This is a genomic window from Pyxidicoccus xibeiensis (assembly GCF_024198175.1).
Classification (GTDB): domain Bacteria; phylum Myxococcota; class Myxococcia; order Myxococcales; family Myxococcaceae; genus Myxococcus; species Myxococcus xibeiensis.
In genome coordinates this window covers 193457-216141 of sequence record NZ_JAJVKV010000006.1, presented here as the reverse complement: position 1 = coordinate 216141, position 22685 = coordinate 193457, and the positions used below count along the sequence as shown (strand labels likewise).

Genomic DNA, 22685 nt, shown 5'->3' with positions numbered 1-22685 from the left:
GCGCCGGGCCACTCAGCCCTTGCTGGAGTGGCTGGTGGCGCGGGCCGCCAGCAACTGCGACAGCAGCTCGCCACGCTGGCCATCGGGGATGAGCGTGAGCTGCGCGCCGCTCTCCAGCAGCCGCTGCGTCTCCAGCAGCTCGAAGGTGGCCTCCAGCACCTCGGGGTCCTCGCCAATCTTGCGCAGCGCGGTGCCGACAATCTGGGGCCGCAGCGCCGCGGCGCGGGCGAACTCCACCGCGCTCTGCCGCTCGGCGGTGCTGGTGATGATGCTCACCTGGTTGGCGCCGTCCTGGCGGATGGCGCTCGTCACCTGGCGCAGCCGGTTGACCACCTTCTCCTCAATCTGGCGAATCATCACCGCGTCGCGGAAGTGGACCTTGCGCACGTAGACGCTGCCCAGCTTGTAGCCCCACGCGTGGCTCTGGGGGCTCACCTCGGCGCGCACGGTGCGGCTCATCTCGTGCCGCGTCTCCAGCATGGCGGACAGCTTCATGTTGGACAGGCAGCGCACCGCGGCGTTGCTCACGTTGGCGGCCAGGCTGCCCCGCGGGTCCGCGTTCTCGAAGAGGAAGCGCTGCGGGTCCGAGATGTACATCTCGTACCAGATGCCGATGCCCATCGGCGCGCCCTCCTCGGAGTTCACCGCCTGGCTGCGCAGGTACTGCTGGTCCAGCCTCAGGTCCACCACCTGGCAGCGGCCCACCAGGTTCACGATGAGCGCCTTGGGGCCGAGCTTCGGCCACAGGAAGTGGAGCCCCGGCTCGTCCAGCGTGCACACCACCGAGCCGAAGAGCACGTACACCCGGCAGGTGCGCTCCTCCACGACGGCGTAGAAGCCGAACAGGCGCAGGAGCGCGAAGAAGACGGGCACGCCGATGGCCATCATGACGAGGCCGAGGATGAAGCCGACGATGGTGCTACCCATGCTTCACCCCCATCACCACGGCCTGGGCCTTCTGGTACAGCCCCAGGCGGATGTTGCGCAGGTAGGCCTGGAGCGCTCCAGGGCCGCTGCGCTTGAGCAGCGCCAGCTCCGTGGACAGGGCCACCAGCGGCTCCACCTCGGCCTGCGCCTTGAGCGTCTCGATTTCCACCGCGCGGCGGCTCTGGACGATCTTCTGGTCCGCGGAGGCCTGCGCCAGGCTGATGTCGCTGGAGACGTGGTTGTGCGCCGTGTTGATGGCGGCCAGGGCGCTCTCCACCTCGGCCGGCGGGTCGATGCCGGTGATGAGTGACGCTTCCAGCACCACGCCGTAGCGCGCCTCGCTGCCACGGCACTCGTGGTCCATGTGCTCGTTGAGGTCCCTCAGGTTCTTCCGCAAGTCGTTGATGGACACGCCCGACACGACGCTGGCCTCCAGGCTGTCGCTGTCGCGGGCGGCGGCGGGCGCCTCGAAGTTGGCGATGCGCTGGCGGAGGATGGAGATGAAGAAGCCCATCACGTGTGCGACGGGGTTCTTCACGCCGAAGAGGTACGCGTAGAGGTTCTTCTCCGAGACGCGGTAGCGGATCTGCCCGATGAGGCCCGTGTTGAGCTGGTCCTTGGTGACGGCCTCGACCATGGTGCCGCCCTGGTTCGCCTCGGGCGAGTCCGGGTCGTACGCCATGTTGAGCGTCTGCGTGGCGACGGAGATCTTCCGCACCTTCTCCCAGGGCAGCTTGAAGTAGGGGCCGCCGGAGGAGATGACGCGCAGCTGCGGGTAGACGTAGCGCTCCTCGTCGGTGCGCGCGAGCCCCTCGGACAGGGGGCCTTCCTTGTTGGTGGGGTTGCCGGAGAGGCGCTCGGCGCGGCCGAAGCGCACCTTCACGGCGCGCACGTTCTGGTCGACGGTGAAGAGGCCGCCGAGCACATACCGCAGGAAGACGTAGGCGAGCGCGCCCAGGAGCATGCCGTTGAACAGCTCCTGGGCGAACGTGTCCAGGGTGGGGTCTGTGGGGTCCATGGGCTCCGAGCCTAGCAGCCCTGGCCCGCTTCAGCCGCGCCGCGCCCCCCGTCGACGGGACAGGCAGCCGAGCAGCAGCAGCGCGCCCCAACCCAGCCCCAGCGGCGCGCCCGTGCCCGCGGCGCAGCCGATGCCCGAGTCCTCCGCCGCAAAGAGGGGCGGAAGGCAATTGCGTCAGGATGAAGCCGGCGAGTCCATCAGTCGGTGGAGGCTGAGGTCCAATTGACTCCGCACCAGCCCGAGCAGGCTCTGCAATTCCTGTCCATCCAGCTTCAGCCGGGTGGCCAGCTCGCGGTGGGTGAGCTTCAGCAATCGCTCACGGGCCTGGACCACATGGCGCGCCACGCTGGAGCGGGGCTCGCCATACATCGTCGCGATGCGGTCCATGGTGAGCCCCAGCACGTGGTGCAGGCGCAGCAGGGCGCGCTCGCGCTCGGACAGCTCCGCCAGCGCGGCCTGGAGTGACTCGGTGACCACCTGGCGCGAGTGGGCCTGGAGCAGGTTCCGCTCGGGGTTGTCGCCGGACAGCATGCGCTCCAGCGCCTGGGGCGGCTCGGAGAGACGCTGCTGGCGGCCATCCCCGCTGAGCAGCTCCCCGGCGATGCGCGAGGCGACGATGCGCACCCAGCCGCTCAGCGAGCCCCGACCGGAGAACTCGGCAATCTTCGGCGTCGAGCCCGCCACGCCCAGCAGCAGCCGCTGGCGCGCCACCTGGAGCACCTCGTCCACGGCGCTTCGCGGGAGCTGGCCCAGCCGGGCGGCGACCTTCTGGAGGATGTGCCGCTCGAACAGCTCCAGGGCCTGGGGCTCGCCCGCCGCGCACGCGCAGGCCAGGTACAGGTCGGCCCCGCGCAGCTGCTGGAGCGCGTCCTCGAGGCGGCCCTCCGTGGGGAGGTGGCGGGCCAGGTGGCGCACGAAGTCCCCGGGCGCGAGCGTCACCGCCGGCCACTCCTCCCGGCCCCTCGCGAGGTGCGCCTCCAGCAGGGACTCCATCGCGGGCAGCGCGCGGAGCGCGTCGTGCCGCTCCGGGGGCGCGTGCGCCAGCAGCAGCGCGGTGAGCGGGGCCTCGGTGGGCGTCATCGGCTGGCCTTGCTCATGGCGGGAGGCTGCCGGGTCTGCTGCCAGGCCATCACCTCGCGCAGCTCCTGACGGGTGCGGATGCCCTGGGGCTCCAGCCAGTCCCGGGCCTCCTTCGCGAGCGCCAGGGCGCGCGTCCGCTCGGCGGGGGCACGCCGCTCCCACAGCGCCCGCGCCAGCAGGAAGGAGATGCGGGCCGAGTCCTTCCGGTCCAGCCAGGACTTCTCGTGGATGCGCCGCGCGCGCTCCAGCAGGGGCACGGCCCGCTCCACGGCGCCCAGGCCCAGGTGGGCCTCCGCGAGGCAGGCGAGGTCCAGCGCGACGTCCGGGCTCTCCGCGCCCTGCGTCTGCTCGTCGAGCTTCAGGCTGCGCTGGCAGTGCGCCAGCGCCGCCCGGTGCGCGCCCGTGGCCAGGTCCACGCGGGCGAGGTCGCGGACCACGCCGGTGGTCGTCACGGAGTCCGGGCCGTTCGCCTTCTGGAGCTGGCCCAGCGCGCGCGTCAGGTGCCGCCGGGCCTCGGCGGGGCGGCCGGCCCGCAGGAGGATGAGGGCCAGGTTGCGCAGCGCATTCTCCGCGCGCGGGGTGTCCGGCCCCAGGGTCCGCTCCAGCCGCTCCAGCGCCTGCTGGTTGTGGGCGAGCGCCTCGTCGAGCTGGTTCGAGTCATAGGCCACCATCCCCAGCCCGCTGAGCGCGACGAGGGTGCTGGGGTGGTCGGGGCCCTTGCTGCGCTCGAAGATGGTGAAGGCGCGCTGGTACAGCTGCCGCGCCTCGTCCAGCCGGCCCTCGCGGCGCAGCAGCCCGGCGAGGTTGTTGAGCGGGGGCGCGAGGCTGGGGTGGTCCTTGGAGCGCGCGGCCTCCAGCAGCGCCAGCGAGCGCCGGAAGGTGGCGAGCGCCTCCTCCGTGCGCCCCAGCGCCAGCAGCTCGGTGGCGATGTTGTTGAGGTTGAGCGCGACGACGGGGTGCTCGGGGCTCCACTGGCGCTCACGCAGCGCGTGCTCCTGGACCTGCTGGTACAGCTCCAGCGCCTCCGCCGCGCGCAGCTGGCGCGAGCGGACACGGCCCAGGCCGGAGAGGAAGTACGTGGTGCGCTGGCGCTCGGGGCCCAGGGCCTTGCGCGACAGCGCGAGCCCCTGGTTGTACTCGGCCTCGGCTTCGTCCAGCTGCCCCTGCACCAGGCGCAGCCCGCCCATGCGCAGGTGCAGGTCGATGGCGATGGCCGGGAAGCGCTCGCGTCCCAGCCGCTCCACGGCGGCGCGGGCGTGCTGGACGAGCCGGTCCGCCTCGTCCATCCGCGCCATCTGGTCCCCCACCACCCACAGCAGCAGGTTCCACACGCGCGCCACCGTCTCGTCGTCCCGGCTGGCCTCGGCGGCCCAAAGGGCCTTGTAGAGGAACTCCTCCGCCTCCTTCAGCTTGCCGGTGAGGCCGTGCAGGTGGCCGTGCAGGGTGAGGACCTCGGCCTCCAGCGGCCGGTAGTCCAGGCCCTTCAGCTCCCCGAGCAGGGCGGTGGTCACCTCGATGGCCGCCGAGTGGCTGCCCAGGTCCATGCGGGCGCGGGCCTCGGCCAGCCGGCGCCGGGCGGCGTCCACGCGCGGGCGCAGGGCGTCGGGCGGCTGGGGCCGGGTGGTGAGCGCGGGCGCGTCCCGGCACCCGGAGATGCCCTCCAGCGAGGCGACGAGCTGCGGGGCGTCCCGCACCGTCTGCGCGTCCGACTTCTCCAGCACGTCGGTGACGGCGGCCAGGTGCCACAGCCGCGCGTCGAGGCAGGCCATCGTCTGCCACGAGGTGCTGGCGGCGTCCTCGTCGGCCAGGCAGGAGTCGAGCCGCAGCGTGCGCCACGCGGACGCCTGGGACTCCAGCACGCTGGAGACGGCCTCCCACGTGGAGGCGGCGTCGGCCCTGCCGCTGGCGAGGAAGGCCGCGTGCAGCCGCTCGCGCCGCTCGGGGTTCCACACGGTGGTGAGCTTCTCCGCGTCCTGCTCGCAGCGCGCCTCGTGCCGCTGCGCCACCACGTAGCCCACCGTCAGCCCGAGCAGACTGGCCGCCGCCGCGGAGGTGGCCACCCAGGTGCGGATGTTCCAGGCGCGCGGGACGAGCTCCGCCAGCAGCGCGTCCATGGACGGGAAGCGCTCCTCCGGCTTGGCGCGCAGCCCGCGCAGCACCGCCCGCCGCACCCGCGCGGGCACCTTCGCCTCGCGCACCGGCGCCCGCACCCGGCCCTCGCGCGCCGCGCGGCCCAGCTCCTCCAGGTTCCGCCCCTCGAAGGGGCGCACCCCGTGGAGCGCTTCATAGAGGGCGACGCAGAAGCTGAACTGGTCCGACAGCGCGTCCACGCCGTGGCCCTGGAGCTGCTCCGGCGCCATATAGGCCGGCGTGCCCACCAGGGCGCCCGTGCGCGTCAGGGGCGCGGGCGTCCGCTCCTCGGGGGCCGGCGTCTGGGGCAGGCGCCCGTCCACGGGCCGGCGGTTGGAGGGGCGGGCCAGGCCGAAGTCCGTCACCCGCACCCGGTCGTCCTGGCCGACGAGGACGTTGGCGGGCTTGAAGTCGCGGTGCACCAGGCCCGCGGCGTGGGCGGCCGCCAGCCCCCGGCCGGCATCGCGGAAGACGCGCAGCACCTCGCGCGCGGTGCGCGGCGCCTTCAGCCAGTCCGACAGCGTGGTGCCCTCCACCAGCTCCAGCGCCAGGAAGACGCAGTCCCCCGCCATGCCCACGTCGTGCACCGTGACGACGTGGGGGTGGGCCAGCCGCGCCAGGGCCTGGGCCTCGCGCAGCAGCCGCAGCCGCAGCTCCTCCACGTGGCGGCCCTCCGGCCGCAGCAGCTTGAGGGCCACCTGCCGGTCCAGCTCCGGGTCATAGGCCGCGTACACCTCGCCCATGGCCCCCTGGCCGATGCGCTCCAGCACCACGTAGCGGGACAGCTTCGCGCCCTGGGCCAGCAGCGGGCCGTCCCAGGGGGCCGCGGCGGCGCCCTCGGTGGAGCTGGCCCCCAACGCCACGCTCTCCTGGCAGCGCTCGCACCCCTCCACGTGGGCCAGAACGCGTACGCGGCGCTCCTCGGGCAGCAGCCCTTCGAGGAACTCGCTCAGTGTCGTCTCGCTCGGACACTCCATGGGCGGCAGGAGCGTATCAAAAAACGAGAATTCCTCTCCTCCCCGGCTTTCAGGCGGCGGCGCGGGCCTTGAGCTTCGCGAACAGGTCCGGGGGCATGGCGGCGGCGCCCAGCTTGTGGTCCGGGGACACGGCCTCTCCGTGAAAGTCGCTGCCGGAGGTGGGCACCAGGTCCAGCTCCGCGGCCAGGGCGAGGTACTTGTGCCGCACGCTCGGGTTGTGGTCCGAGTGGAGCACCTCCAGTCCGGCCAGGCCCGCCTTGGCCAGCGCGCGAATCTCCGGCCGCTCCATCCGCGACGAGCCCGGGTGGGCGAGGGTGGCGGTGCCGCCGGCCCGGCGGATGAGGCGGATGGCCTCCGCGCCGTCCAGCTTGTAGCGGTCCACCCAGGCCGCTCCCCGCGTCCCCAGGAAGCGGTCGAAGGCCTCCTTCACGTCCACCGCCCAGCCGCGCTCCACCAGCACCCGCGCCAGGTGGGGCCGGCCCAGCTGCGCGTTGCCCGCCACTGCCCGGACGTGCTCCATCCGCACCGGGTAGCCGAGCTGCCGCATCCGCTCGAGCATCCGCTCCATCCGCTGCTCTCGCTCGTCCCGCAGGCGCTCGGAGAAGCGGGCGATGTCCTCGTCGTCCGGCTTCAGGAAGTGCCCCAGGATGTGCACCTCCCGCCGGTGGATGAAGGCGGACAGCTCGATGCCCGGCACCAGCTCCACCCCGTGCGCGCGCGCCGCCTCCGCCGCCTCCGCCAGCCCCGCCACGGTGTCGTGGTCCGTCACCGCCAGCACCGTCACCCCGGCCGCCGCCGCGCGCGCCAGCAGCTCCGACGGAGGGTACTGCCCGTCACTGGCGGTGGTGTGTGAGTGCAGGTCAATCAAGACGGGCTCCCGGCGAGCGGTGAGTGTCGCACTTACGCGACCTGGTTCGGTTTCACACCAACTTAAGACGTTGGGCCTGCCGCCGCAGGGGCCCGTGCCTACACTGGCCGCCCCATGGGAAAGAAGAACGATTCGACCATCGAAAACCGGGTGTACCTCTTCGAGTCACTGGCCAGCAGCTACGTCTCCGCCGCCTCGGAAGAGCTGGGCTCGGATGACCCGGCCGTCCGTGAGCGGGCCCGGCGGGCCCTGGCGGAGCTGGCGTACGTGTCCTGTGTGGTGTCCGACACAGCCGCCCTGTCCGCGGAGGAGGTGAGGGACAGGGTCCTGGGCCTGCCCGAGGCCGAGGCCGGGCCCGAGGACGCACCGGCCGCCGCCGGGGACGACGGCAACGGCGGCGGCGGGGGCGGCAAGAAGCGCGACAAGTAGCGCCGGGGCACAGGCGGCGCTCCCTTTGTCCGGCCGGCGGTGCTATGTCGCCGCGCCATGGCCAAGACCTCCTCGAACCCGAAGAAGTCCCTTCGCGCCGCGTACTCCGGGGCGCGCAAGGCGGACCCCCGCCCCATCACCGGCAAGGAGAAGCCGGCGGAGCTGCTCGCGCACGCCTTCAGCGCCTACGTGGGCCGCCAGGAGCGCACGGCCTTCGAGCTGATGTCCAAGTCGATGGAGCAGGACGCCTCCGTCTTCCTGACGCTGTCCGGCGCGATGACGCCCGCGGGGCTCCACCAGAGCTGCCTGATTCCCCTCATCGAGAAGGGCGTCATCTCCGCGATTACGACGACGGGCGCCAACCTCTACCACGACGCCCACCGCATCATCGGCCACGCCATCCGCGAGGTGAACCCCAACGCGGGCGACCTCCAGTACCGGCTGGCGCGCATCATCCGCATCTACGACCTGGGCTTCTGGGAGGAGGCGCTGCTCGACACCGACCGCCTCTTCTCCGCCATCATCCGCGGCCCCGAGTTCCAGAAGAAGATGACCACGCCGGAGTTCCACTACCTGCTCGGCAAGGCCATCTACCAGATCGAGAAGAAGCTCGGGGTGAAGCAGCCGTCGCTGCTGGCCACGGCGTACAAGCACGCGGTGCCCATCTGGGTGGGCGCGGTGCAGGACGGCTCCATCTTCCTCAACGTCGTGAAGCTCAAGCGGCTGCTGGGGGACGCGTTCAAGTTCGAGCTCGACATCAACGACGACGTCTACTCCATGGCGGCCATGCAGCACTTCTGCCGGCACAACGGCAGCAAGCGGCTGGCCATCTGGATTCTGGGCGGCGGCGTGCCGAAGAACTACACGCTGCAGGGCGAGCCGCTGCTGGACCAGATCCTCAACGTCCCGACGACGGGCTTCGACATCGACGTGCAGTTCTGCGTGGACCCGGTGGACAACGGCGCGCTGTCGAGCTGCCCGGCCGGTGAGGGCCACACGTGGGGCAAGGTGTCGGTGGAGGCGGTGGAGACCGGCTCCGTCTACGTGCACACCGACGTGACGGCGGTGTTCCCCTGGCTGACGCACGCGCTGCTCAGCGAGCCGAAGAACAAGCGCAAGCCGATGCGGCTGATGGACCGGATGGCGGACGCCGTCGCCTTCCTGGACGCGGACGTGCGCAAGCGCAGCAAGTCGCTGATGAAGACGCTGGACTGGAGCGTGGAGGACGCGGAGCCCTCCACCGAGGACGACGTCAAGAAGCACGAGACCTTCGTGCGCTGAAGCCGCCCAGGACCCCGCAGTGCCACCGAGGAGCGCCGACATGAGCCAGCCGCAGACCCCCGCCACGGGTGTGGTGATGACCGTGGTCAGCCAGCCCCAGTTCAAGACGCAGCTCACCCACGGCCCGTCCAGCTCGGTGGCCGTCACGGAGGCGCCGCGCGACAACGGTGGCACCGGAGGCAGCTTCTCGCCCACGGACCTGGTGGGCGCGGCGCTGCTGTCCTGCGCGGTGACGACGATGCACCTGTTCGCCTCGCGCGAGGGCATCGCCCTGGGCGAGGTGCGCGGCCGGGTGGAGAAGCGGATGACGCCGCCTCCGCGCCGCATTGGCGAGCTGGTGCTGGAGCTGCAGATGCCGGCGGGGCTCAGCGCCGAGCAGCGCGCCCGGGTGGAAGAGGCGGGCCGCCACTGCCCGGTGGCCCGCAGCCTCCACCCGGACGTGAAGCTGCCGCTGACGTTCAGCTACCCGGACTGAATCGCCGGGCTTGCACAAGCGGGAAGACGCCGGGTGGCCTCACGGGCACCACCCGGCGTGGGGACGTGCGCCGCTCGGCAGCGCATGCTGAACCGCCCGGCCCCTGTTCCGTGCCTGCCTGGCTGCTGACCGGAGAGGCAGGCAGGGAGTGCGTGCCCCCGCCAGCGTGGCCACCCTGACTCGGTACGAGGAGGGAGCGGCATGGACGTCAAGCGGCTGGGCATCTACCTCAACGACCATCTGGCGGGCTCGGTGGCGGGCATCGAGCTGGCGGTGCGCACGGAGACGGAGAACCGGAGCAACCCGGTGGGCCGCTACCTGGCGGCGTTCATCCCCGAGCTGAAGCATGACCAGTCCATCCTGGAAGCGGTCATGAAGACGCTGGAGGTGAAGCGAGACCCGCTCAAGACGCGCATGTCGTGGGTGGGCGAGAAGCTCGGCCGGCTCAAGCTCAACGGCTCCCTGCTGCGCTACTCGCCGCTGAGCCGGCTGGTGGAGCTGGAGGGCCTGTGCGTGGCCACCGAGGGCCGGCTGTCCCTGTGGCGCACCCTGGCGCGGCTGTCGGCGAGGGACACCCGCCTGGCCGGCTTCGACTTCGAGGCCCTCATCGCCCGGGGCGAGGCCCAGCAGCAGGCACTCCAGCACCTGCGCGGCCGCGCCTCGGACGTGGCCTTCGCCGACGAGCCCGTGCAGTTCGGCTCCGGCGAGCCCGCCATCTCCAGCCTCTAGCGCCGCTCTCCGGGCGTCCTCCAGGGCCCGGAAACGGCAAAGCCCCCTGCCGCGTGGAGCGTCAGGGGGCTTCGGGTGCCCTGGGCTCCGGACGTGGCCGGAGGGGGGCGCTACGGCCTCACGTGCCGGCGGGGGGCAGGGTGGGGCGGGGGCCGGTGGCGGCGGCGTCCGGCTGCGGCACCAGGCGCAGCTGGTTGGCGTTGCTGGCGAAGCTCGCGTCCACCTCGCGCTCCAGGTACGTGTAGCCGGACAGGCCGTCCTCGTACATGCGCAGCAGGTTGCGCGACTCGTCCAGCGAGATTCGGCCCTGACGCAGCGCCGTCTCGGTGAACTTGCGCAGCTTCGCCACCAGGTCGTCCTTGTTGTAGCTGACGTAGTTGAGCACTTCCGTCACCGTGTCGCCGGCCACCACGTTGTCGATGAGGTAGCCGCCGTTGGGCGCCAGCGACACCTGCACGGCGTTGGTATCGCCGAACAGGTTGTGCAGGTCGCCGAGGATCTCCTGGTACGCGCCCACCAGGAAGATGCCCAGGTAGTAGTCGTCATCGTTGAGCGCGTGCAGCTCCAGCGCGTCCTTCACCTCGCGCTTGTCGATGAAGTGCTCGATCTTCCCGTCCGAGTCGCAGGTGATGTCCGCCAGCGTCGCGCGGCGCGTCGGCTTCTCCGCCAGCCGGTGGATGGGCATCATCGGGAACAGCTGGTCGATGGCCCACGAGTCCGGCAGCGACTGGAACACGGAGAAGTTGCAGAAGTAGGTGTCGCTGAGCGCCTTCTCCAGCGACTCCAGCTCCTCCGGAATCTCGCCCGCCTCCTTCGCGATGCGCATGATCTTGTGGCAGGCGGCCCAGTAGATGTTCTCGGCCGCCACGCGCTGCTCCAGCGACAGGTGGCCCAGCGAGAAGAGGGTGAGGCTCTCCTCCTTGGCGTCCTGCACGTCGTGCCACGCCTCCAGCAGGTTCTTGTTCGTCACCTCGCGGAAGGTGTTCCAGAGGTTGCGCACCACCGAGGGCGCCTTCTCGTCCACCTTCTCCGGCACCGTGGCCGGGTCGAACTCGCTGGTGCCCAGCACGTCGACGATGAGCACCGCGTGGTGCGCCACCACCGCGCGGCCGGACTCGGACACCAGGGTGGGGTGCGGCACGCCCGCGCGGTCACACGCCTCCATGACGCCGAACACCACGTCGTTGGCGTACTCCTCCGTGGTGTAGTTCATGGAGGAGGCGAAGTTCGTCTGGGAGCCGTCGTAGTCCACGCCCAGGCCGCCGCCCACGTCCAGGTACTTCAGGGGCGCGCCCTGGCGGGCCACCTCCACGTAGAAGCAGCCCACCTCACGCAGCGCGTTCTTCACGTTGCGGATGTTGGAGATCTGGCTGCCCAGGTGGAAGTGCAAGAGCTCGAAGGAGCCCAGCAGGCCCGTGTCCTTCATGAAGCCGATGCAGCTCATCAGCTCCGACGAGGACAGGCCGAACTTGGAGCGGTCTCCGCCGCTGGCCTCCCACTTGCCGGCGCCCCGGGTGGACAGCTTCACGCGCATGCCCAGCCGCGGGGTGATGCCCGTGCGGCGCGCGACCTCCGCGATGAGCGGCAGCTCGCTGGGCTTCTCCACCACCAGGATGACGTTGCGGCCCAGGCGCGAGTAGAAGAGCGCCGTCTCGATGTACTCCTCGTCCTTGTAGCCGTTGCAGATGACGAGCGCGTCCTCGTTCTCCAGCAGCGCCATCACCGCCAGCAGCTCCGGCTTGCTGCCCGCCTCGAGGCCGTAGCTGTACTGCTTGCCCGCCTCGATGAGCGTCTCCACCACGTAGCGGTGCTGGTTGACCTTGATGGGGTACACGCCCCGGTAGCCGCCCTTGAAGCCCTGGTCGGCCATGGCCTTGCGGAACGCCTCGTTGAGGTGCACCACGCGGTGGCGGAGCACGTCCGTGAAGCGCAGCAGCAGCGGCAGGCCGATGCCGCGGCGGCGGACCTCGTCCACCAGCTCCTTGAGATCCATGCTCGGAGCCTGGGGGCCATCCGGGTGGATGCACACGTGGCCCTTTTCGTTCACGCCGAAGTAGGGGTTGCCCCAGTTGCGGATTCCGTAGAGCTCCTGGGCGTCGGCGAGGGTCCAGCGGTGTGGAGGTGCGTTTGCGGGCATCGGCGTCTCGAAGCTCCCTGGGAAAGGGGGGGTGACTCCCGTGAACAACGGAAGGGCGCGGGAACTATAGGAAACCCCCCCGGTATTCAACAGCCGCCTGCCAGAGGGGCAGGCAGGCGGGTTGGGTGACAGGCCGGTGCCTGTAGTCCCGCGGGCCAGCCTTCCATTCAATTCCTACCCTTTCCCAGGGAGTCCGGGAGGACGCGTGGACAGAAGGGGAGGGTACATGGAGTCGTCCGCACGCAGGGAAGACGGGGTGCAGACGCCGAGGGAGATCTACGAGCGGTTGGACCGCTTCGTCATCGGGCAGGATGCCGCCAAGCGTGCGGTGGCCATCGCCGCTCACAATCACCTCAAGCGCATCCAGGCGCGGCGGCTGCGGAGGCAGTCGCTCATCAAGAAATCGAACATCCTGCTGATTGGCCCCACCGGCAGCGGCAAGACGCACATTGCCCGCAACCTGGCGGAAATCCTCAACGTCCCGTTCACCACGGTGGACGCCACGGAGTACACCGAGGCCGGATACTACGGGAAGGACGTGGAGGTGATGATCTCCGACCTCCTGTTCAAGGCGAACCACTCGGTGGAGGACACCCAGCGGGGCATCATCTTCATCGACGAGGTGGACAAGATTGCCCGGCGCTCCCAGGGCGCGCGCAACGGGGCGGGCAGCCGCGACATCGGCGGCGAGGGGGTCCAGCAGGCGCTGCTCAAACTGCTGGAGGGCCGCGACGTCTACGTGCCCCTCAACGTCACCCAGGCGTGGAACAAGAGCGACTTCGTGCAGGTGGACACACGCGACATCCTCTTCATCTGCGCGGGAACGTTCAGTGATTTGCACGAGTACGGCGACGAGGGCGGCCGGGCCATGGGCTTTGGCGCCGAGGACGCGGCGAAGCGCTCGCGGCGGCGCATCAGCACCAAGCAGCTGGTGGACTTCGGGATGCTGGCGGAGTTCCTCGGCCGCCTGCCGGTGGTGGTGCAGCTGGAGAAGCTGGGCGAGCCGGAGCTCATCCGCGTGCTGACCGAGCCGCCGGACTCCATCGTCCGCGAGTTCCGCGAGCTGCTGGCCATGGACGACATCGAGCTGGACTTCGCCGACGGCGGGCTGCGCGAGGTGGTGCGCTACTCCGTGGAGCGGGGGCTGGGCGCGCGCGGGCTGCGCTCCATCCTGGAGTTCGTGATGGCGGACATCATGTTCGAGGCGCCCGAGCACCGTCGCCGCCGCGTGGAGGTGGACGCGGACTTCGTGCGCCAGCGGCTGGTGGGGCTGGACTCCGCGCACATCGGCGTGTGAGTCAGTCTCCGCGCTCCGAGGCCCGGGCGGCCGCGCCCAGTCGGGCGGCCACGTCCGGGTCCTGGATGAGCTGGAGGACGAGGTCGTTGCGGAGCAGGGTGGCGGTGTCTCCCCGGGCCAGGGCCTGCTTCAGCTTGTCGTCCTGGAGCAGGCGCTGGAAGCGGGCGTCCTTGCGCAGCGCCTTGTAGGACGGGTCCTCCTGGAGGCGGGCCGCCTTCTGGGGGTCCGCGGACGCCTTCGCCACGCGCACCAGGTTGCCCACCGGGGCGAACTGCGTCATCTCGAAGAGGTTGAAGCGGCGCGCCAGGCTGATGGACAGCGACTCCTTCGGGGAGAGGCCGACGCGCCGGCCGGCCACCACCACGTGCTGCTCGAAGAAGGCGATGGCGCTGAGCAGCACCCAGGCGATGATGCCCATCTTCGCGCCGCCGAGGATGAAGCCCAGGAAGCGGTCCACGCCCCGGTCCTCCGAGTGCTTCCCGGAGCCGAGGATGCGCAGCAGCAGCGCGCCCAGCGCGTAGCGCACCGCCAGCCACACGCAGATGAAGACGAGCACCGTGCCCACGACGACGCCGAGGAACAGCGGGCCTCCGAGCGCGTCCGCCAGCCGGGGGCCCAGCACCCGGCCCAGCTGGCGCGAGGCGAAGTAGCCCACCGCCAGCCCCACCAGGTTGGCCACCTGCCGCGAGGCGCCGGTGATGGCGCCGATGATGGCGAAGAACACCACCAGGCCCAGGATGATGAGGTCGATGACCATGGGGCTCCCCCCTGAGCTCCGTCAGCGGATCTTGAAAGACGAGTCGCCCTTGGCCTTGGCGTCGTCCGCGAGCTGCTTCTGCACCTCCGCCAGACGCTCCTTGTAGCGGGCGTTGGACGGCTCGTAGGTGAGCGCCATCTTCAGGTTGCGCTCGGCGGCGGACAGGTTGCCGCCGTCGCTGTCCTTCTGGGCCTGGGAGTAGAACTGGCGCCCCTTCGGGTGGGTGCCGATCTGCTCCTCCTGCTCCTTCTTGGCGGCGGCCTTGGTCTCCGCCTCGGAGGACTCGGTGAACCGCAGCTTCTGCGCGCGCTCGGGGCCGGTGATGTCGGCGAGGTACTTCTTGCGCTTCGTGTCGTCGCGCAGGACGTAGTACGCCTCGGTGACGCGCTTGTAGAGCTCGTGCACCCGGTCCTTCAGCTCCTTCGCCTCCACGTGGAAGAAGCGGTCCGGATGGTAGGTGCGGCTCTCGCGGTAGAAGGCCTTCTTGATGTCCGCCGGGGTGGCCGTCCGCTCCAGTGTGAGCAGCTCGAAGTAGTCGAGCTGGTCCAGCTTGGAGGTGCGGTCCTCCAGGTCCATGAGCTGCTGCATGTCCAGGCCCGGGCCCTTCGCCTCGGCGGGAGGCGGCGGCGGGGCCATGGCGGCGGCGGGCGGTGGGGGCGGCATCCGTGCGGCCACGGAAGGGATGGCCGGGGCGATGGGCGGCACCATCGGCGCCATCGACGGAATGGCGGGCACCGGAGGGATGCCGGGGACGGCGTGCGCCATGGGGGCAATGCCGGGGACGGCGGGCGCCACGCGCATGGCGGCGGACGGCGGAGGCGCCGTCACGGGCCCGACGGCGGGAGGCGGACGCGGCGGGGTGCCCGCGGTGGCCAGCGCTGGCAGCGAGACGGTGGGGCGTGCCCCGGGACGCGCCGGCGTGGCCTCCGCGGTGGGAGGCGGCGCCACGGGCTGGCCCACCGCGAGCGTGGGAGGCGGGCGAGGGGCCGCCGTGCTCGCGACGGGCGGACGCACTCCGGCGCCCATGACCGGCGGCATGGCCGGAGGCATCGCGGCCGAAGGCATCACGGGAGGCATGGCCGGCGGCATCGCGGGAGGCATGGCCGGAGGCATCGCGGCCGAAGGCATCGCTGGAGGCATGGCCGGCGGCATCGCTGGAGGCATCGCGGGCGGCATGGCCGGAGGCATCGCTGGAGGCATCGCAGCCGAAGGCATCACGGGAGGCATGGCCGGAGGCATCGCGGGGACGGGACCGGTGGCAGGGCGTTGCGCGGCACCGACGGCCGGCGGCATGGCCGGAGGCATCGCGGGCCCCGGGCCCGCGGGAGGGCGCTGCGCGGCGATGGCCGGAGTCCCGGCAGGCGCGGAGGCAGCACCGGCCACGGGCGGGATACCGGAAGGGACGCCCGGCGTGGCACGGGGCACGGCCGGCGCCACGGTGGGCACGGTGCCCGTGACGGGCGGGACGCCCGGGCTGGCACCCGAGGCAGGTCTCTGCATCGCCGCGGCCGCCGGGCCGGAGCCCGCGACAGTGGGGAGGCCGGTGACGGTAGCGCGCTGCGAGGCGGAAGCCGGCGGAGCCGTGGGGACGGAGCCTGCAGGAGGCCGGACCTCGGCGGGCGCGCCGCGAGTCGCCGGAGCCGCTGTCGCGGGAGTGATGGAGGGCAGCCCGGCGGGAGTCCCCCGAGGAGCGGGCCCCGGCACTGCTGTCGCGGGAGTGATGGAGGGCAGCCCGGCGGGAGTCCCCTGAGGCGCGGGCCCCGAGACCGCTGTCGCGGGAGTGATGGACGGCAGGCCCATGGGAGTGCCACGCGGGGCGGGCCCCGTCGCGGGCACAGCGCTGGGGTTCATCGCATGGCCGGGCGGTACCGCCTGGGGCGCACCCGCCAATGGCTGTCCCGGCTGGAACGGAGCCACGGGCGCGTTGCCCGGCATTGCGCGAGCGGGAGCCCCCGGCCCCTGGGCGGAGGCACTGCCCGGCGCGGGCTGTGGCGACGCCACGGTGGGGATGCCGGTGACGGTGGGACGCTGCGCCGCCGTCGGGGCCGCCACGGCCGGAATGCCCGTGGCAGTGGGACGCGGTGCCGCCGTCGGAGCCGCCACGGTGGGAAGGCCAGTCGCCGTGGGACGCTGTGCCGCCGTCGGGGCTGGTACGGCAGGGGTGCCGGTGGCTACGGGACGCTGTGCCGCCGTCGGGGCCGACACGGCAGGGGTGCCGGTCTCCGCAGGACGCTGTGCCCCTGTCGGAGCCGACACGGCAGGAATGCCCGTGGCCGTGGGGCGCTGTGCCGCAGTCGGGGCCGACACGGCAGGAATGCCGGTAGCAGTGGGGCGCTGTGCCCCCGTCGGAGCCGCCACGCTGGGAATGCCCGTGGCCGTGGGACGCGATGCCGCAGTCGGGGCTGCCACGGTGGGGAGGCCCGTGGCCGTCGCGCGCGGCGGGACGGCCGGAGCACCGGGCGCCGCGGCGTGCGGAGCCTGGGCCCCAGGGGGCAGCGCGGCGCCCGGAGGCTGCGCTGCGGGGGCCTGTGGCGGGCGTGGGGCCTGGGGCGCCGCGGCGGCCGGCGCCGGTGGCGTCACGGCGCCGGGAACGGCGGCCGTCACCCGGGGAATGGCGGGGCGTGCGGGAGCCGCCGGTGTCCCGGGCGGGGCTCCCGGCGGCTTGCCGGTGCTGGGGTCGGAAGGCTGGGACATCGGCGTCGTCTATCGGGCCACTTACTGGGCCACGGCGGGCAGGTCGTTGGTGTTGTGGCCGGCGAGACGCGTGTTCCGGTTCGCCTGGATGGACTGCTGGATGTCGGCCTCGCTCATGCCGGAAGACAGGGTGATGGTGGTCGACGTCTTCTGACCCGTCTCCGTGTCACACGCGGACACATTCACCAGACCATCGGTGTTGATCTCGAAGGTGACCTCGATCTTCACCTCGCCCCGGTAGCCGATGCGGAAGCCGGAGAACTCGAACTCGCCCAGCATCTCGCACTCGTCGGCGCGGTTCGACTCGCCCTGGTACACGCGGATCTTCACCTTCTCCTGCCCGTCGCGGCTGGTGGTGAAGGTCTTCGAGCGGTCGATGGGCACCGGCGTGTTCTTGTCGATGATCTTCTCGGTGTACCCACCCACCGTGCCGATGCGCAGCGTCAGCGGCGTGACGTCCACCAGGAACGTCTCCGTCTTGCTGTCCAGCAGCGCGTGCGACTGGAGCGCGGCGCCCATGGCGACCACCTGGTCCGGGTTGACGCCCTCCAGCGGGTCCTTCTGGAAGTAGTGCTTCACCGAGTTGCGGATGATGGGCAGCCGCGTCGGGCCGCCCACCAGGATGACCGCGTCGATGTCCGCCGCCGTCAGCCGCGCGCTCTGCAGCGCCTCGTCGCACACCTTGAACGTGCGCTGCACCAGGTCCATCACCATCCGGTTGAACTGGTCCTGGGTCAGCGTGCCGCGCAGGTCCATGATGTTGCCCTGCGCGTCCTGGCAGATGCCCTGGCACAGGATGTCCGCCGTGCCCGTCTGCCCCACGTCGATCTTCGCCTTCTCCGCCGCCTCCTTGAGCATCTGGAGGCAGTACTTGTTCTGCCGCACGTCCAGCCGCGTCTTCGCCAGGAAGTCGTCCGCCAGCCACGTCATGATGCGGTCGTCGAAGTCGTCGCCGCCCAGGTACGTGTCACCCGCCGTGGCGAGCACCTCGAAGACGTCCTTGCCAATCTCCAGGATGGACACGTCGAACGTGCCGCCACCCAGGTCGTAGACGACGATGCGCTGGTTGACGTCCCGGCCGAAGCCGTACGCCAGCGCCGCCGCGGTGGGCTCGTTGAGGATGCGCAAGACCTCCAGCCCGGCCACGCGGCCCGCGTCCTTGGTGGCCTGGCGCTGGTTGTCGTTGAAGTACGCCGGCACGGTGATGACCGCCTTCGTCACCTCCCGCCCCAGGTACGTCTCCGCCACCGCCTTCATCTCCTTGAGCACCAGCGCGCTGATCTCCGGCAGCGAGTACGTCCGCTCCCTCACGGCGATGCGCACCGAGTTGTTGTCGCCCTCGACGATGCGGTACGGCATCACCGCCTGCGCCTTCTTCACCTCGTCGGAGAAGTAGTAGCGGCCGATGAGCCGCTTCGCCGAGTACACCGTCTGCTCGGGGTTGGTGATGATGTTCTTCTTGGCAGCGTTGCCCACCAGCACCGAGCCATCCTCGAGGAAGGACACGCAGGAGGCATGCGTCGTCTCTCCCCACTCGTTGGGGATGACCACGGGCTGGCCGTCCTGGACCACCGAGACGCACGAATAGGACGTGCCCAGGTCGATGCCGATTGCGATGTCGTCCGCCATTCCATCTCCGGTGAAGACCTGCAAACAGGCCCGTCGGTGAAGCGCGGGGAGGTTAGTTGCCCCGGACGGGAACTGTCAATGTTCCAATCACGCAAAGCCCAGCCATTTCAAGCACTTAGCGAGGAGGCGAGTGAGCGCGCCTGCTGGCTTGAGGGGGTGGGGTGGCGACATTATCTATGAACTGGAAGAGGGGGCCTCACCCATGTCCGTCATCCTCGCTGCGTTCACGTCAGACCCCAACCTGCTCGGCTGCGAGCTGCACCGGCTCGCCGGGCAGGTCCTCCTGCGGGCGGAGCATCGGGCCAACGCCATGGGCGTGGGCACCTATGCCCAGGACGAGGTCCTGCTGCGGCGCTTCGCCAGCGACGAGGCACTGGAGCTGGCCTCGCTTGCTCCGCCGCACGAGTCCGATGCGCTGCTCTTCCATGGCGGCAGGCTGCCGGTCGGCCTGTCGCTGGAGGACAACACCCAGCCGTTCCGGGCCCGCCGCTGGCTGTTCGGTCACCAGGGGAGCGTGACGGGCCTCGAGTCGCTTCGCGCGCCGCTGCTGGAGTCGCTGCCGGAGCACTTGCGGCGCCAGGTGCGGGGCGGCACCGACAGCGAGGTGCTCTTCGGCGTCTTCCTGCGCCACCTGAGAGACCTCGGCCGGACGGACGACCCGAGGCTGGAGCCGCGCGTCGCCGGCCACGTGCTCTCGGACGCCGCGCGCGAGGTGATGAAGGCCGCCTTCGACTCGGGCGTGACGCGCACGCCCACGCTCAACCTCGTCGCCACCAACGGCTCGCTCCTGGTGGCGTGCCGCTTCGGTGAGCAGCCCCTCTTCTATACGCGGCTGGAGGGCTCGGCGGAGTGCGAGCGCTGTGGCGTGACGCCGGGCACGCCGGAGTCGCAGCCCGCGGTGGGCGCGCACCGGCGCCGTCGCACGGTGGTGGTGGCCAGCCACCTCAAGCGTCCCGCGGGTTGGGTGGAGCTGACCCAGGGCACCACGCTGGTGGTCGGCCCGGACCTGCAGGTGCATCACCTGCACGAGGCGTGATGCGTGTGGCGCGGGGAGCCTGGGCTCCCCTGTGCCCGCTAGCCTGCTTTGTCCTGAAGACTGAAAACTCAGAGCTTCCCGACTCAATCCGGTGAAGCCGGGTTCCAATACCCAAAAGGTCCGCGTTCTAGCCCGAGCTTCCGCGAAAAGGAAGTGGGTACCGGTGGGTACGGTGTGCACCACTTTACATAACCGTCAGATTGGAGGACTATTTTGGTGAGTCTCATCGAAATTTTCCGCTAGGAATGAGCTTGCCGGCCCAGCACTCTCCAATTCCTCTTCCCGAGTCCCCCTTGTGCGTGGAGGTCCGCCTGAAGTCGGACGCCGCCGTCGCCGCCGCGCTGGGCCGTCGCTTCGCGCGGCAGGTGGGGATGGCGGCGGCCGCCAGCGCGGAGGTGGCGGTGGTCGTCAGCGAGCTGGCCACCAACCTGGTGCGTCATGCGGGCGCGGGAGGCACGGTGGAGCTGTGGCGTGAGGAGGAGTGGCTCTTCATCCGCGCGAGAGACCGGGGGCCCGGCATGGTGGAGCCGGAGCGGCTCTTCACCGGCCGCGACGGCCGTCCCGGGCCGCTGCCCGGAGAGAGCCTGGGCGAAGGGGGCGCGGCGGTGCGGCGCCTGACGGATGCCGTCCAGGTGACCAATCGCGAGGGCGGAGGTCTTGAAGTGGTGGCCCGCAAGCGGGTCGTTCTCCAGGAAAGGAGGCGCTGGTGAGCCGGGGCTCGATGTGCGCCGAGCTGTTGCGCGTGCTGCAGCAGTTCATGTCGGACACCGCGGCGCGGCTCGTGCTGCGCGGGACGCTGGAGCCGTTGCGGTTGTCGCTGGAGTCGGTCGGTGCCGCGGAGCTCCCGCGCGTCATCGAGGCGCTGGAGCCGGCCACCCGCCACTTCGTGGACCCGTCCCGGAGGCCGCAGCTGGCCGCGCAGCTGCGGACGCTGACGGCGCCCGCTTCCGGGGCGCCCTCCTACGCAGCGCCGGCCTCCGCGCCCATCCCCACGCCGGCGCCCATGCCCATGGTGTCGCTGAAGGGGCCCGCCGCGCCGCAGACGCCCACGCGGCCCACCACCTATCTGGTGCGCAACGAGTCCGACGCCAGCCACGCCCGGCTCGCGGCGCGGGCGCTGTGCGAGACGCTCGGTGGCCGAGGCTTCGAGTGCCAGAAGGTGGCCACCGCGGTGAGTGAGCTGGCGCGCAACCAGATTGCGTATGCCGGCGGCGGCACCATCCAGCTCGCCCCGGAGCAGACGCCCAAGCGCCTGCTGCGCGTGCGCGCCGAGGACCAGGGCCGGGGCATTCCCGACCTGGAGCGCGTGCTGTCGGGCACCTATCGCAGCAAGACGGGCATGGGCCTGGGGCTGCTGGGCGTTAAGCGTCTGGCGGACCGGTTCGACGTGCGTACCGGGCCCACGGGCACCCAGGTGGAGTTCGAGGTATGGCTTTGAGGTTGACCATCGCCCACCGCTCGCGTCCCAAGTCGGGTGAGCAGGAGAATGGCGACATCGCGCTGGTCCGTCAGGAGGGCGCTCACACGCTGCTGGCGGTGGTGGACGCGCTGGGCCACGGCCCGGTGGCGGCCCGGGTGGCGTCCGATGCGGCCCGGTGCCTGGAGCAGCAGTCGCTCAGCGGCGGCGTGGGGCCCGTGGTGGACGCGCTGCACGCGGCGCTGCGCAACGGCCGGGGCGCGGCGGTGATGCTGGGGCTGTTCGACGGCCACACCCTGCACTGCGCCGGCGTGGGCAACGTGGAGCTGCGCTCCCGGGGCACCAAGGTGCCGGTGATTCCCACGCCCGGCATCCTCGGCCAGTCCATGCGCTCGCTGCGCACGGCCTCCGCGCCGCTGCAGCACGGGGACCGCCTCGTGTTCTTCAGCGACGGGCTCAGCTTCAGGCTGGACCTGGAGCCCACCCGAAGCCTTCCACCCGGCGAGGCCTGCGCGCTGCTGATGGAGCGCTACGCCCGCACCACCGACGACGCCACCGTGCTGGTGGCGGATGTGGAGACCGTATGAGCCAGCATGACTTTTCGGGGGGCTCCGGCCCCGAGCGGGAGATCTCCCGCATCCCCATCATCCCCCTCTGGGGCCAGCTCATCGTCCCCCTGCAGGGAGACATCACGGATGCGCAGGCCGCGCAGCTGTGCTCGGACGTGCTGCGCGACATCCAGCGCACCGGCGCGCGCGGCATGGTCGTGGACATCTCCGGCCTGTGGCTGGTGGACAGCCACCTGTGCGCGGTGCTGGCCCGCCTGTCCGGCTCGGCCCGGCTGATGGGCACCCGCACCGTGCTCAGCGGCATGGGCGCGGACGTGGCCCTCACCCTGCAGAGCATGGGCATCCAGCTGGAGGGCGTGGAGACGGCCCTGGGCCTGGAAGAGGGGCTGACGCTGCTCGGCGTGCAGGTGGTGGGCGGGCGCACCGCCAGCACCGAGCGGGAAGCCGCCCAGCAGCTCGCCGACGAGATGCTCGGTCTGCCCCCTGCTACCGCCCTCCCCAAGTCCGCTGTCTGAGGAACCACACCCCCATCATGAGCGCCCTGCCCAAGCCCCAGCAGCTCACCATCGACCCTGAACGCATCGGCCGCATCATCGACGTGCTGTCGATGATCTCCGTGGGAGAGTTCTCCCCGGAGCGGACCACCATCAACATCCAGGAGCACGACGAGCTCGCCGCCCTGGAGGAGACGCTCAACGTCTTCGTGCGCGAGCTGGACAGCACGCGCCGCGGGCACGACGAGGCGCTCAGCCGCCTGGAGACCAGCCACCGCGAGCTCCAGGAGAAGCTCTCCACCATCGAGCAGCAGCGCCTGGCCATCCGGGATTTGTCCACGCCCATCATCGAGCTGTGGGAGGACATCCTCACGCTGCCCATCGTCGGCGTGGTGGACACGCAGCGCTCGGTGGAGATGACCGAGCGGCTCCTGCACCGCATCGTCCAGGGCAAGGCCCGCTGCGTCATCATCGACATCACCGGCGTGGAGGTGGTGGACACGATGACGGCCAACCACTTCATCAAGATGGTGAACGCGGCCCGCCTGCTGGGTGCGTACTGCGTGGTGACGGGCATCAGCCCGCTCATCGCCCAGACGCTGGTCCAGATTGGCGTGGACCTGCGTGAGGTGAAGACGCTCGGCAGCCTGAAGGAAGGTCTGCGCGAGTGCTTCCTCTACCTGCGCAAGCACGCTGGCGGCACGCCGACGGCGCAGCGCTGAGCCAACCCGGACCGTAAGC

21 protein-coding genes are annotated in these 22685 nt (G+C 71.1%); 12 read left to right on the top strand and 9 right to left on the bottom strand.

Annotated features, from left to right (window positions below; translation table 11 throughout):
* Positions 1-12 precede the first annotated feature (12 nt).
* The 5 genes from LXT23_RS27640 to LXT23_RS27620 all read right to left on the bottom strand — a co-directional run bounded on the left by LXT23_RS27640 (position 13) and on the right by LXT23_RS27620 (position 7000).
* Positions 13-927 carry an SPFH domain-containing protein gene (locus LXT23_RS27640; RefSeq protein ID WP_253983315.1) on the bottom strand — a complete coding sequence of 305 codons (915 nt, stop codon included), beginning with the start codon at positions 925-927 and terminating at the stop codon, positions 13-15.
* Entirely contained in the window at positions 920-1945 is a 1026-nt protein-coding gene (locus tag LXT23_RS27635) for an SPFH domain-containing protein (RefSeq protein WP_253983314.1), read from the bottom strand. The genes LXT23_RS27640 and LXT23_RS27635 overlap by 8 nt, the downstream gene beginning before the upstream one ends.
* A 174-nt stretch (positions 1946-2119) precedes the next feature.
* Positions 2120-3025, bottom strand: coding sequence for a sigma-70 family RNA polymerase sigma factor (locus LXT23_RS27630; RefSeq protein WP_253983313.1), 906 nt, complete (start codon positions 3023-3025; stop codon positions 2120-2122).
* Entirely contained in the window at positions 3022-6132 is a 3111-nt protein-coding gene (locus LXT23_RS27625; RefSeq protein WP_253983312.1) for a tetratricopeptide repeat protein, read from the bottom strand. Before LXT23_RS27625 ends, LXT23_RS27630 begins: the two co-directional genes overlap by 4 nt.
* A 49-nt stretch (positions 6133-6181) precedes the next feature.
* Entirely contained in the window at positions 6182-7000 is an 819-nt protein-coding gene (locus LXT23_RS27620; RefSeq protein ID WP_253983311.1) for a PHP domain-containing protein, read from the bottom strand.
* Between the two features lie 114 nt (positions 7001-7114).
* On the opposite strand from LXT23_RS27620, the gene LXT23_RS27615 reads away from it, so the two are divergent.
* From LXT23_RS27615 to LXT23_RS27600, 4 genes are all read left to right on the top strand, one after another.
* On the top strand, positions 7115-7429 hold the full coding sequence (locus LXT23_RS27615; RefSeq protein WP_253983310.1) for a hypothetical protein: 315 nt from the start codon (positions 7115-7117) through the stop codon (positions 7427-7429).
* Positions 7430-7486: 57 nt separating this feature from the next.
* Entirely contained in the window at positions 7487-8710 is a 1224-nt protein-coding gene (locus LXT23_RS27610) for a deoxyhypusine synthase family protein (protein WP_253983309.1), read from the top strand.
* A 40-nt stretch (positions 8711-8750) separates the two neighbouring features.
* Complete coding sequence (locus tag LXT23_RS27605) at positions 8751-9185, top strand: OsmC family protein (protein WP_253983308.1); 435 nt, start codon at positions 8751-8753, stop codon at positions 9183-9185.
* A gap of 201 nt (positions 9186-9386) precedes the next feature.
* Positions 9387-9914 carry a hypothetical protein gene (locus tag LXT23_RS27600; protein ID WP_253983307.1) on the top strand — a complete coding sequence of 176 codons (528 nt, stop codon included), beginning with the start codon at positions 9387-9389 and terminating at the stop codon, positions 9912-9914.
* Between the two features lie 118 nt (positions 9915-10032).
* Here the strand turns inward: LXT23_RS27600 and speA are convergent, their stop codons facing one another.
* On the bottom strand, positions 10033-12051 hold the full coding sequence (speA, locus tag LXT23_RS27595; protein WP_253983306.1) for a biosynthetic arginine decarboxylase: 2019 nt from the start codon (positions 12049-12051) through the stop codon (positions 10033-10035).
* A gap of 226 nt (positions 12052-12277) precedes the next feature.
* Between speA and clpX the strand changes: the two genes are divergently transcribed.
* A complete protein-coding gene (clpX, locus tag LXT23_RS27590; protein WP_253983305.1) occupies positions 12278-13348 on the top strand; it encodes an ATP-dependent Clp protease ATP-binding subunit ClpX in 1071 nt (356 codons plus the stop codon).
* Position 13349: 1 nt separating this feature from the next.
* On the opposite strand, the gene LXT23_RS27585 is transcribed toward clpX, so the two are convergent.
* Positions 13350-14105, bottom strand: coding sequence for a CvpA family protein (locus LXT23_RS27585; RefSeq protein ID WP_253983304.1), 756 nt, complete (start codon positions 14103-14105; stop codon positions 13350-13352).
* Positions 14106-14126: 21 nt separating this feature from the next.
* The gene (locus tag LXT23_RS27580) at positions 14127-15143 is read right to left on the bottom strand and encodes a J domain-containing protein (protein ID WP_253983632.1); all 1017 of its coding nucleotides are present in this window, start codon (positions 15141-15143) and stop codon (positions 14127-14129) included.
* Here LXT23_RS27580 and LXT23_RS27575 point away from each other — a divergent pair.
* A complete protein-coding gene (locus LXT23_RS27575; protein ID WP_253983646.1) occupies positions 15142-15855 on the top strand; it encodes a hypothetical protein in 714 nt (237 codons plus the stop codon). The two genes, LXT23_RS27580 and LXT23_RS27575, sit on opposite strands and share 2 nt — an antisense overlap.
* A 965-nt stretch (positions 15856-16820) precedes the next feature.
* On the opposite strand, the gene dnaK is transcribed toward LXT23_RS27575, so the two are convergent.
* Positions 16821-18428 (bottom strand): molecular chaperone DnaK, encoded by a 1608-nt coding sequence (dnaK, locus tag LXT23_RS27570; protein ID WP_253983303.1) that lies wholly within the window; start codon positions 18426-18428, stop codon positions 16821-16823.
* Positions 18429-18630: 202 nt separating this feature from the next.
* Between dnaK and LXT23_RS27565 the strand changes: the two genes are divergently transcribed.
* The 6 genes from LXT23_RS27565 (at position 18631) to LXT23_RS27540 (ending at position 22666) form a co-directional block, all read left to right on the top strand.
* A complete protein-coding gene (locus LXT23_RS27565; protein WP_253983302.1) occupies positions 18631-19464 on the top strand; it encodes a class II glutamine amidotransferase in 834 nt (277 codons plus the stop codon).
* A 299-nt stretch (positions 19465-19763) separates the two neighbouring features.
* Positions 19764-20174: an ATP-binding protein gene (locus LXT23_RS27560; protein ID WP_253983301.1), complete on the top strand. Its 411-nt coding sequence runs from the start codon at positions 19764-19766 to the stop codon at positions 20172-20174.
* Positions 20171-20902, top strand: a complete 732-nt coding sequence (locus LXT23_RS27555) for an ATP-binding protein (RefSeq protein WP_253983300.1) — start codon at positions 20171-20173, stop codon at positions 20900-20902. The genes LXT23_RS27560 and LXT23_RS27555 overlap by 4 nt, the downstream gene beginning before the upstream one ends.
* Positions 20893-21468: a SpoIIE family protein phosphatase gene (locus LXT23_RS27550; RefSeq protein ID WP_253983299.1), complete on the top strand. Its 576-nt coding sequence runs from the start codon at positions 20893-20895 to the stop codon at positions 21466-21468. The genes LXT23_RS27555 and LXT23_RS27550 overlap by 10 nt, the downstream gene beginning before the upstream one ends.
* Positions 21465-21965, top strand: coding sequence for an STAS domain-containing protein (locus LXT23_RS27545; protein ID WP_253983298.1), 501 nt, complete (start codon positions 21465-21467; stop codon positions 21963-21965). The genes LXT23_RS27550 and LXT23_RS27545 overlap by 4 nt, the downstream gene beginning before the upstream one ends.
* Positions 21966-21982: 17 nt before the next feature.
* Positions 21983-22666 (top strand): STAS domain-containing protein, encoded by a 684-nt coding sequence (locus tag LXT23_RS27540; protein ID WP_253983297.1) that lies wholly within the window; start codon positions 21983-21985, stop codon positions 22664-22666.
* The last annotated feature ends 19 nt before the right edge of the window (positions 22667-22685 follow it).

What these genes read in the sequence shown, in the direction of transcription:
- LXT23_RS27585 (WP_253983304.1), bottom strand. Translation starts at nt 14,105, where the DNA reads ATGGTCATCGACCTCATCATCCTGGGCCTGGTGGTGTTCTTCGCCATC.
- LXT23_RS27635 (WP_253983314.1), bottom strand. Translation starts at nt 1,945, where the DNA reads ATGGACCCCACAGACCCCACCCTGGACACGTTCGCCCAGGAGCTGTTC.
- LXT23_RS27615 (WP_253983310.1), top strand. Translation starts at nt 7,115, where the DNA reads ATGGGAAAGAAGAACGATTCGACCATCGAAAACCGGGTGTACCTCTTC.
- LXT23_RS27630 (WP_253983313.1), bottom strand. Translation starts at nt 3,025, where the DNA reads ATGACGCCCACCGAGGCCCCGCTCACCGCGCTGCTGCTGGCGCACGCG.
- LXT23_RS27640 (WP_253983315.1), bottom strand. Translation starts at nt 927, where the DNA reads ATGGGTAGCACCATCGTCGGCTTCATCCTCGGCCTCGTCATGATGGCC.
- LXT23_RS27550 (WP_253983299.1), top strand. Translation starts at nt 20,893, where the DNA reads ATGGCTTTGAGGTTGACCATCGCCCACCGCTCGCGTCCCAAGTCGGGT.
- LXT23_RS27575 (WP_253983646.1), top strand. Translation starts at nt 15,142, where the DNA reads ATGGCCGGAGGCATCGCGGCCGAAGGCATCACGGGAGGCATGGCCGGC.
- LXT23_RS27565 (WP_253983302.1), top strand. Translation starts at nt 18,631, where the DNA reads ATGTCCGTCATCCTCGCTGCGTTCACGTCAGACCCCAACCTGCTCGGC.
- LXT23_RS27545 (WP_253983298.1), top strand. Translation starts at nt 21,465, where the DNA reads ATGAGCCAGCATGACTTTTCGGGGGGCTCCGGCCCCGAGCGGGAGATC.
- LXT23_RS27625 (WP_253983312.1), bottom strand. Translation starts at nt 6,132, where the DNA reads ATGGAGTGTCCGAGCGAGACGACACTGAGCGAGTTCCTCGAAGGGCTG.
- LXT23_RS27540 (WP_253983297.1), top strand. Translation starts at nt 21,983, where the DNA reads ATGAGCGCCCTGCCCAAGCCCCAGCAGCTCACCATCGACCCTGAACGC.
- speA (WP_253983306.1), bottom strand. Translation starts at nt 12,051, where the DNA reads ATGCCCGCAAACGCACCTCCACACCGCTGGACCCTCGCCGACGCCCAG.
- LXT23_RS27600 (WP_253983307.1), top strand. Translation starts at nt 9,387, where the DNA reads ATGGACGTCAAGCGGCTGGGCATCTACCTCAACGACCATCTGGCGGGC.
- LXT23_RS27580 (WP_253983632.1), bottom strand. Translation starts at nt 15,143, where the DNA reads ATGCCGCCGGTCATGGGCGCCGGAGTGCGTCCGCCCGTCGCGAGCACG.
- LXT23_RS27605 (WP_253983308.1), top strand. Translation starts at nt 8,751, where the DNA reads ATGAGCCAGCCGCAGACCCCCGCCACGGGTGTGGTGATGACCGTGGTC.
- clpX (WP_253983305.1), top strand. Translation starts at nt 12,278, where the DNA reads ATGGAGTCGTCCGCACGCAGGGAAGACGGGGTGCAGACGCCGAGGGAG.
- LXT23_RS27610 (WP_253983309.1), top strand. Translation starts at nt 7,487, where the DNA reads ATGGCCAAGACCTCCTCGAACCCGAAGAAGTCCCTTCGCGCCGCGTAC.
- dnaK (WP_253983303.1), bottom strand. Translation starts at nt 18,428, where the DNA reads ATGGCGGACGACATCGCAATCGGCATCGACCTGGGCACGTCCTATTCG.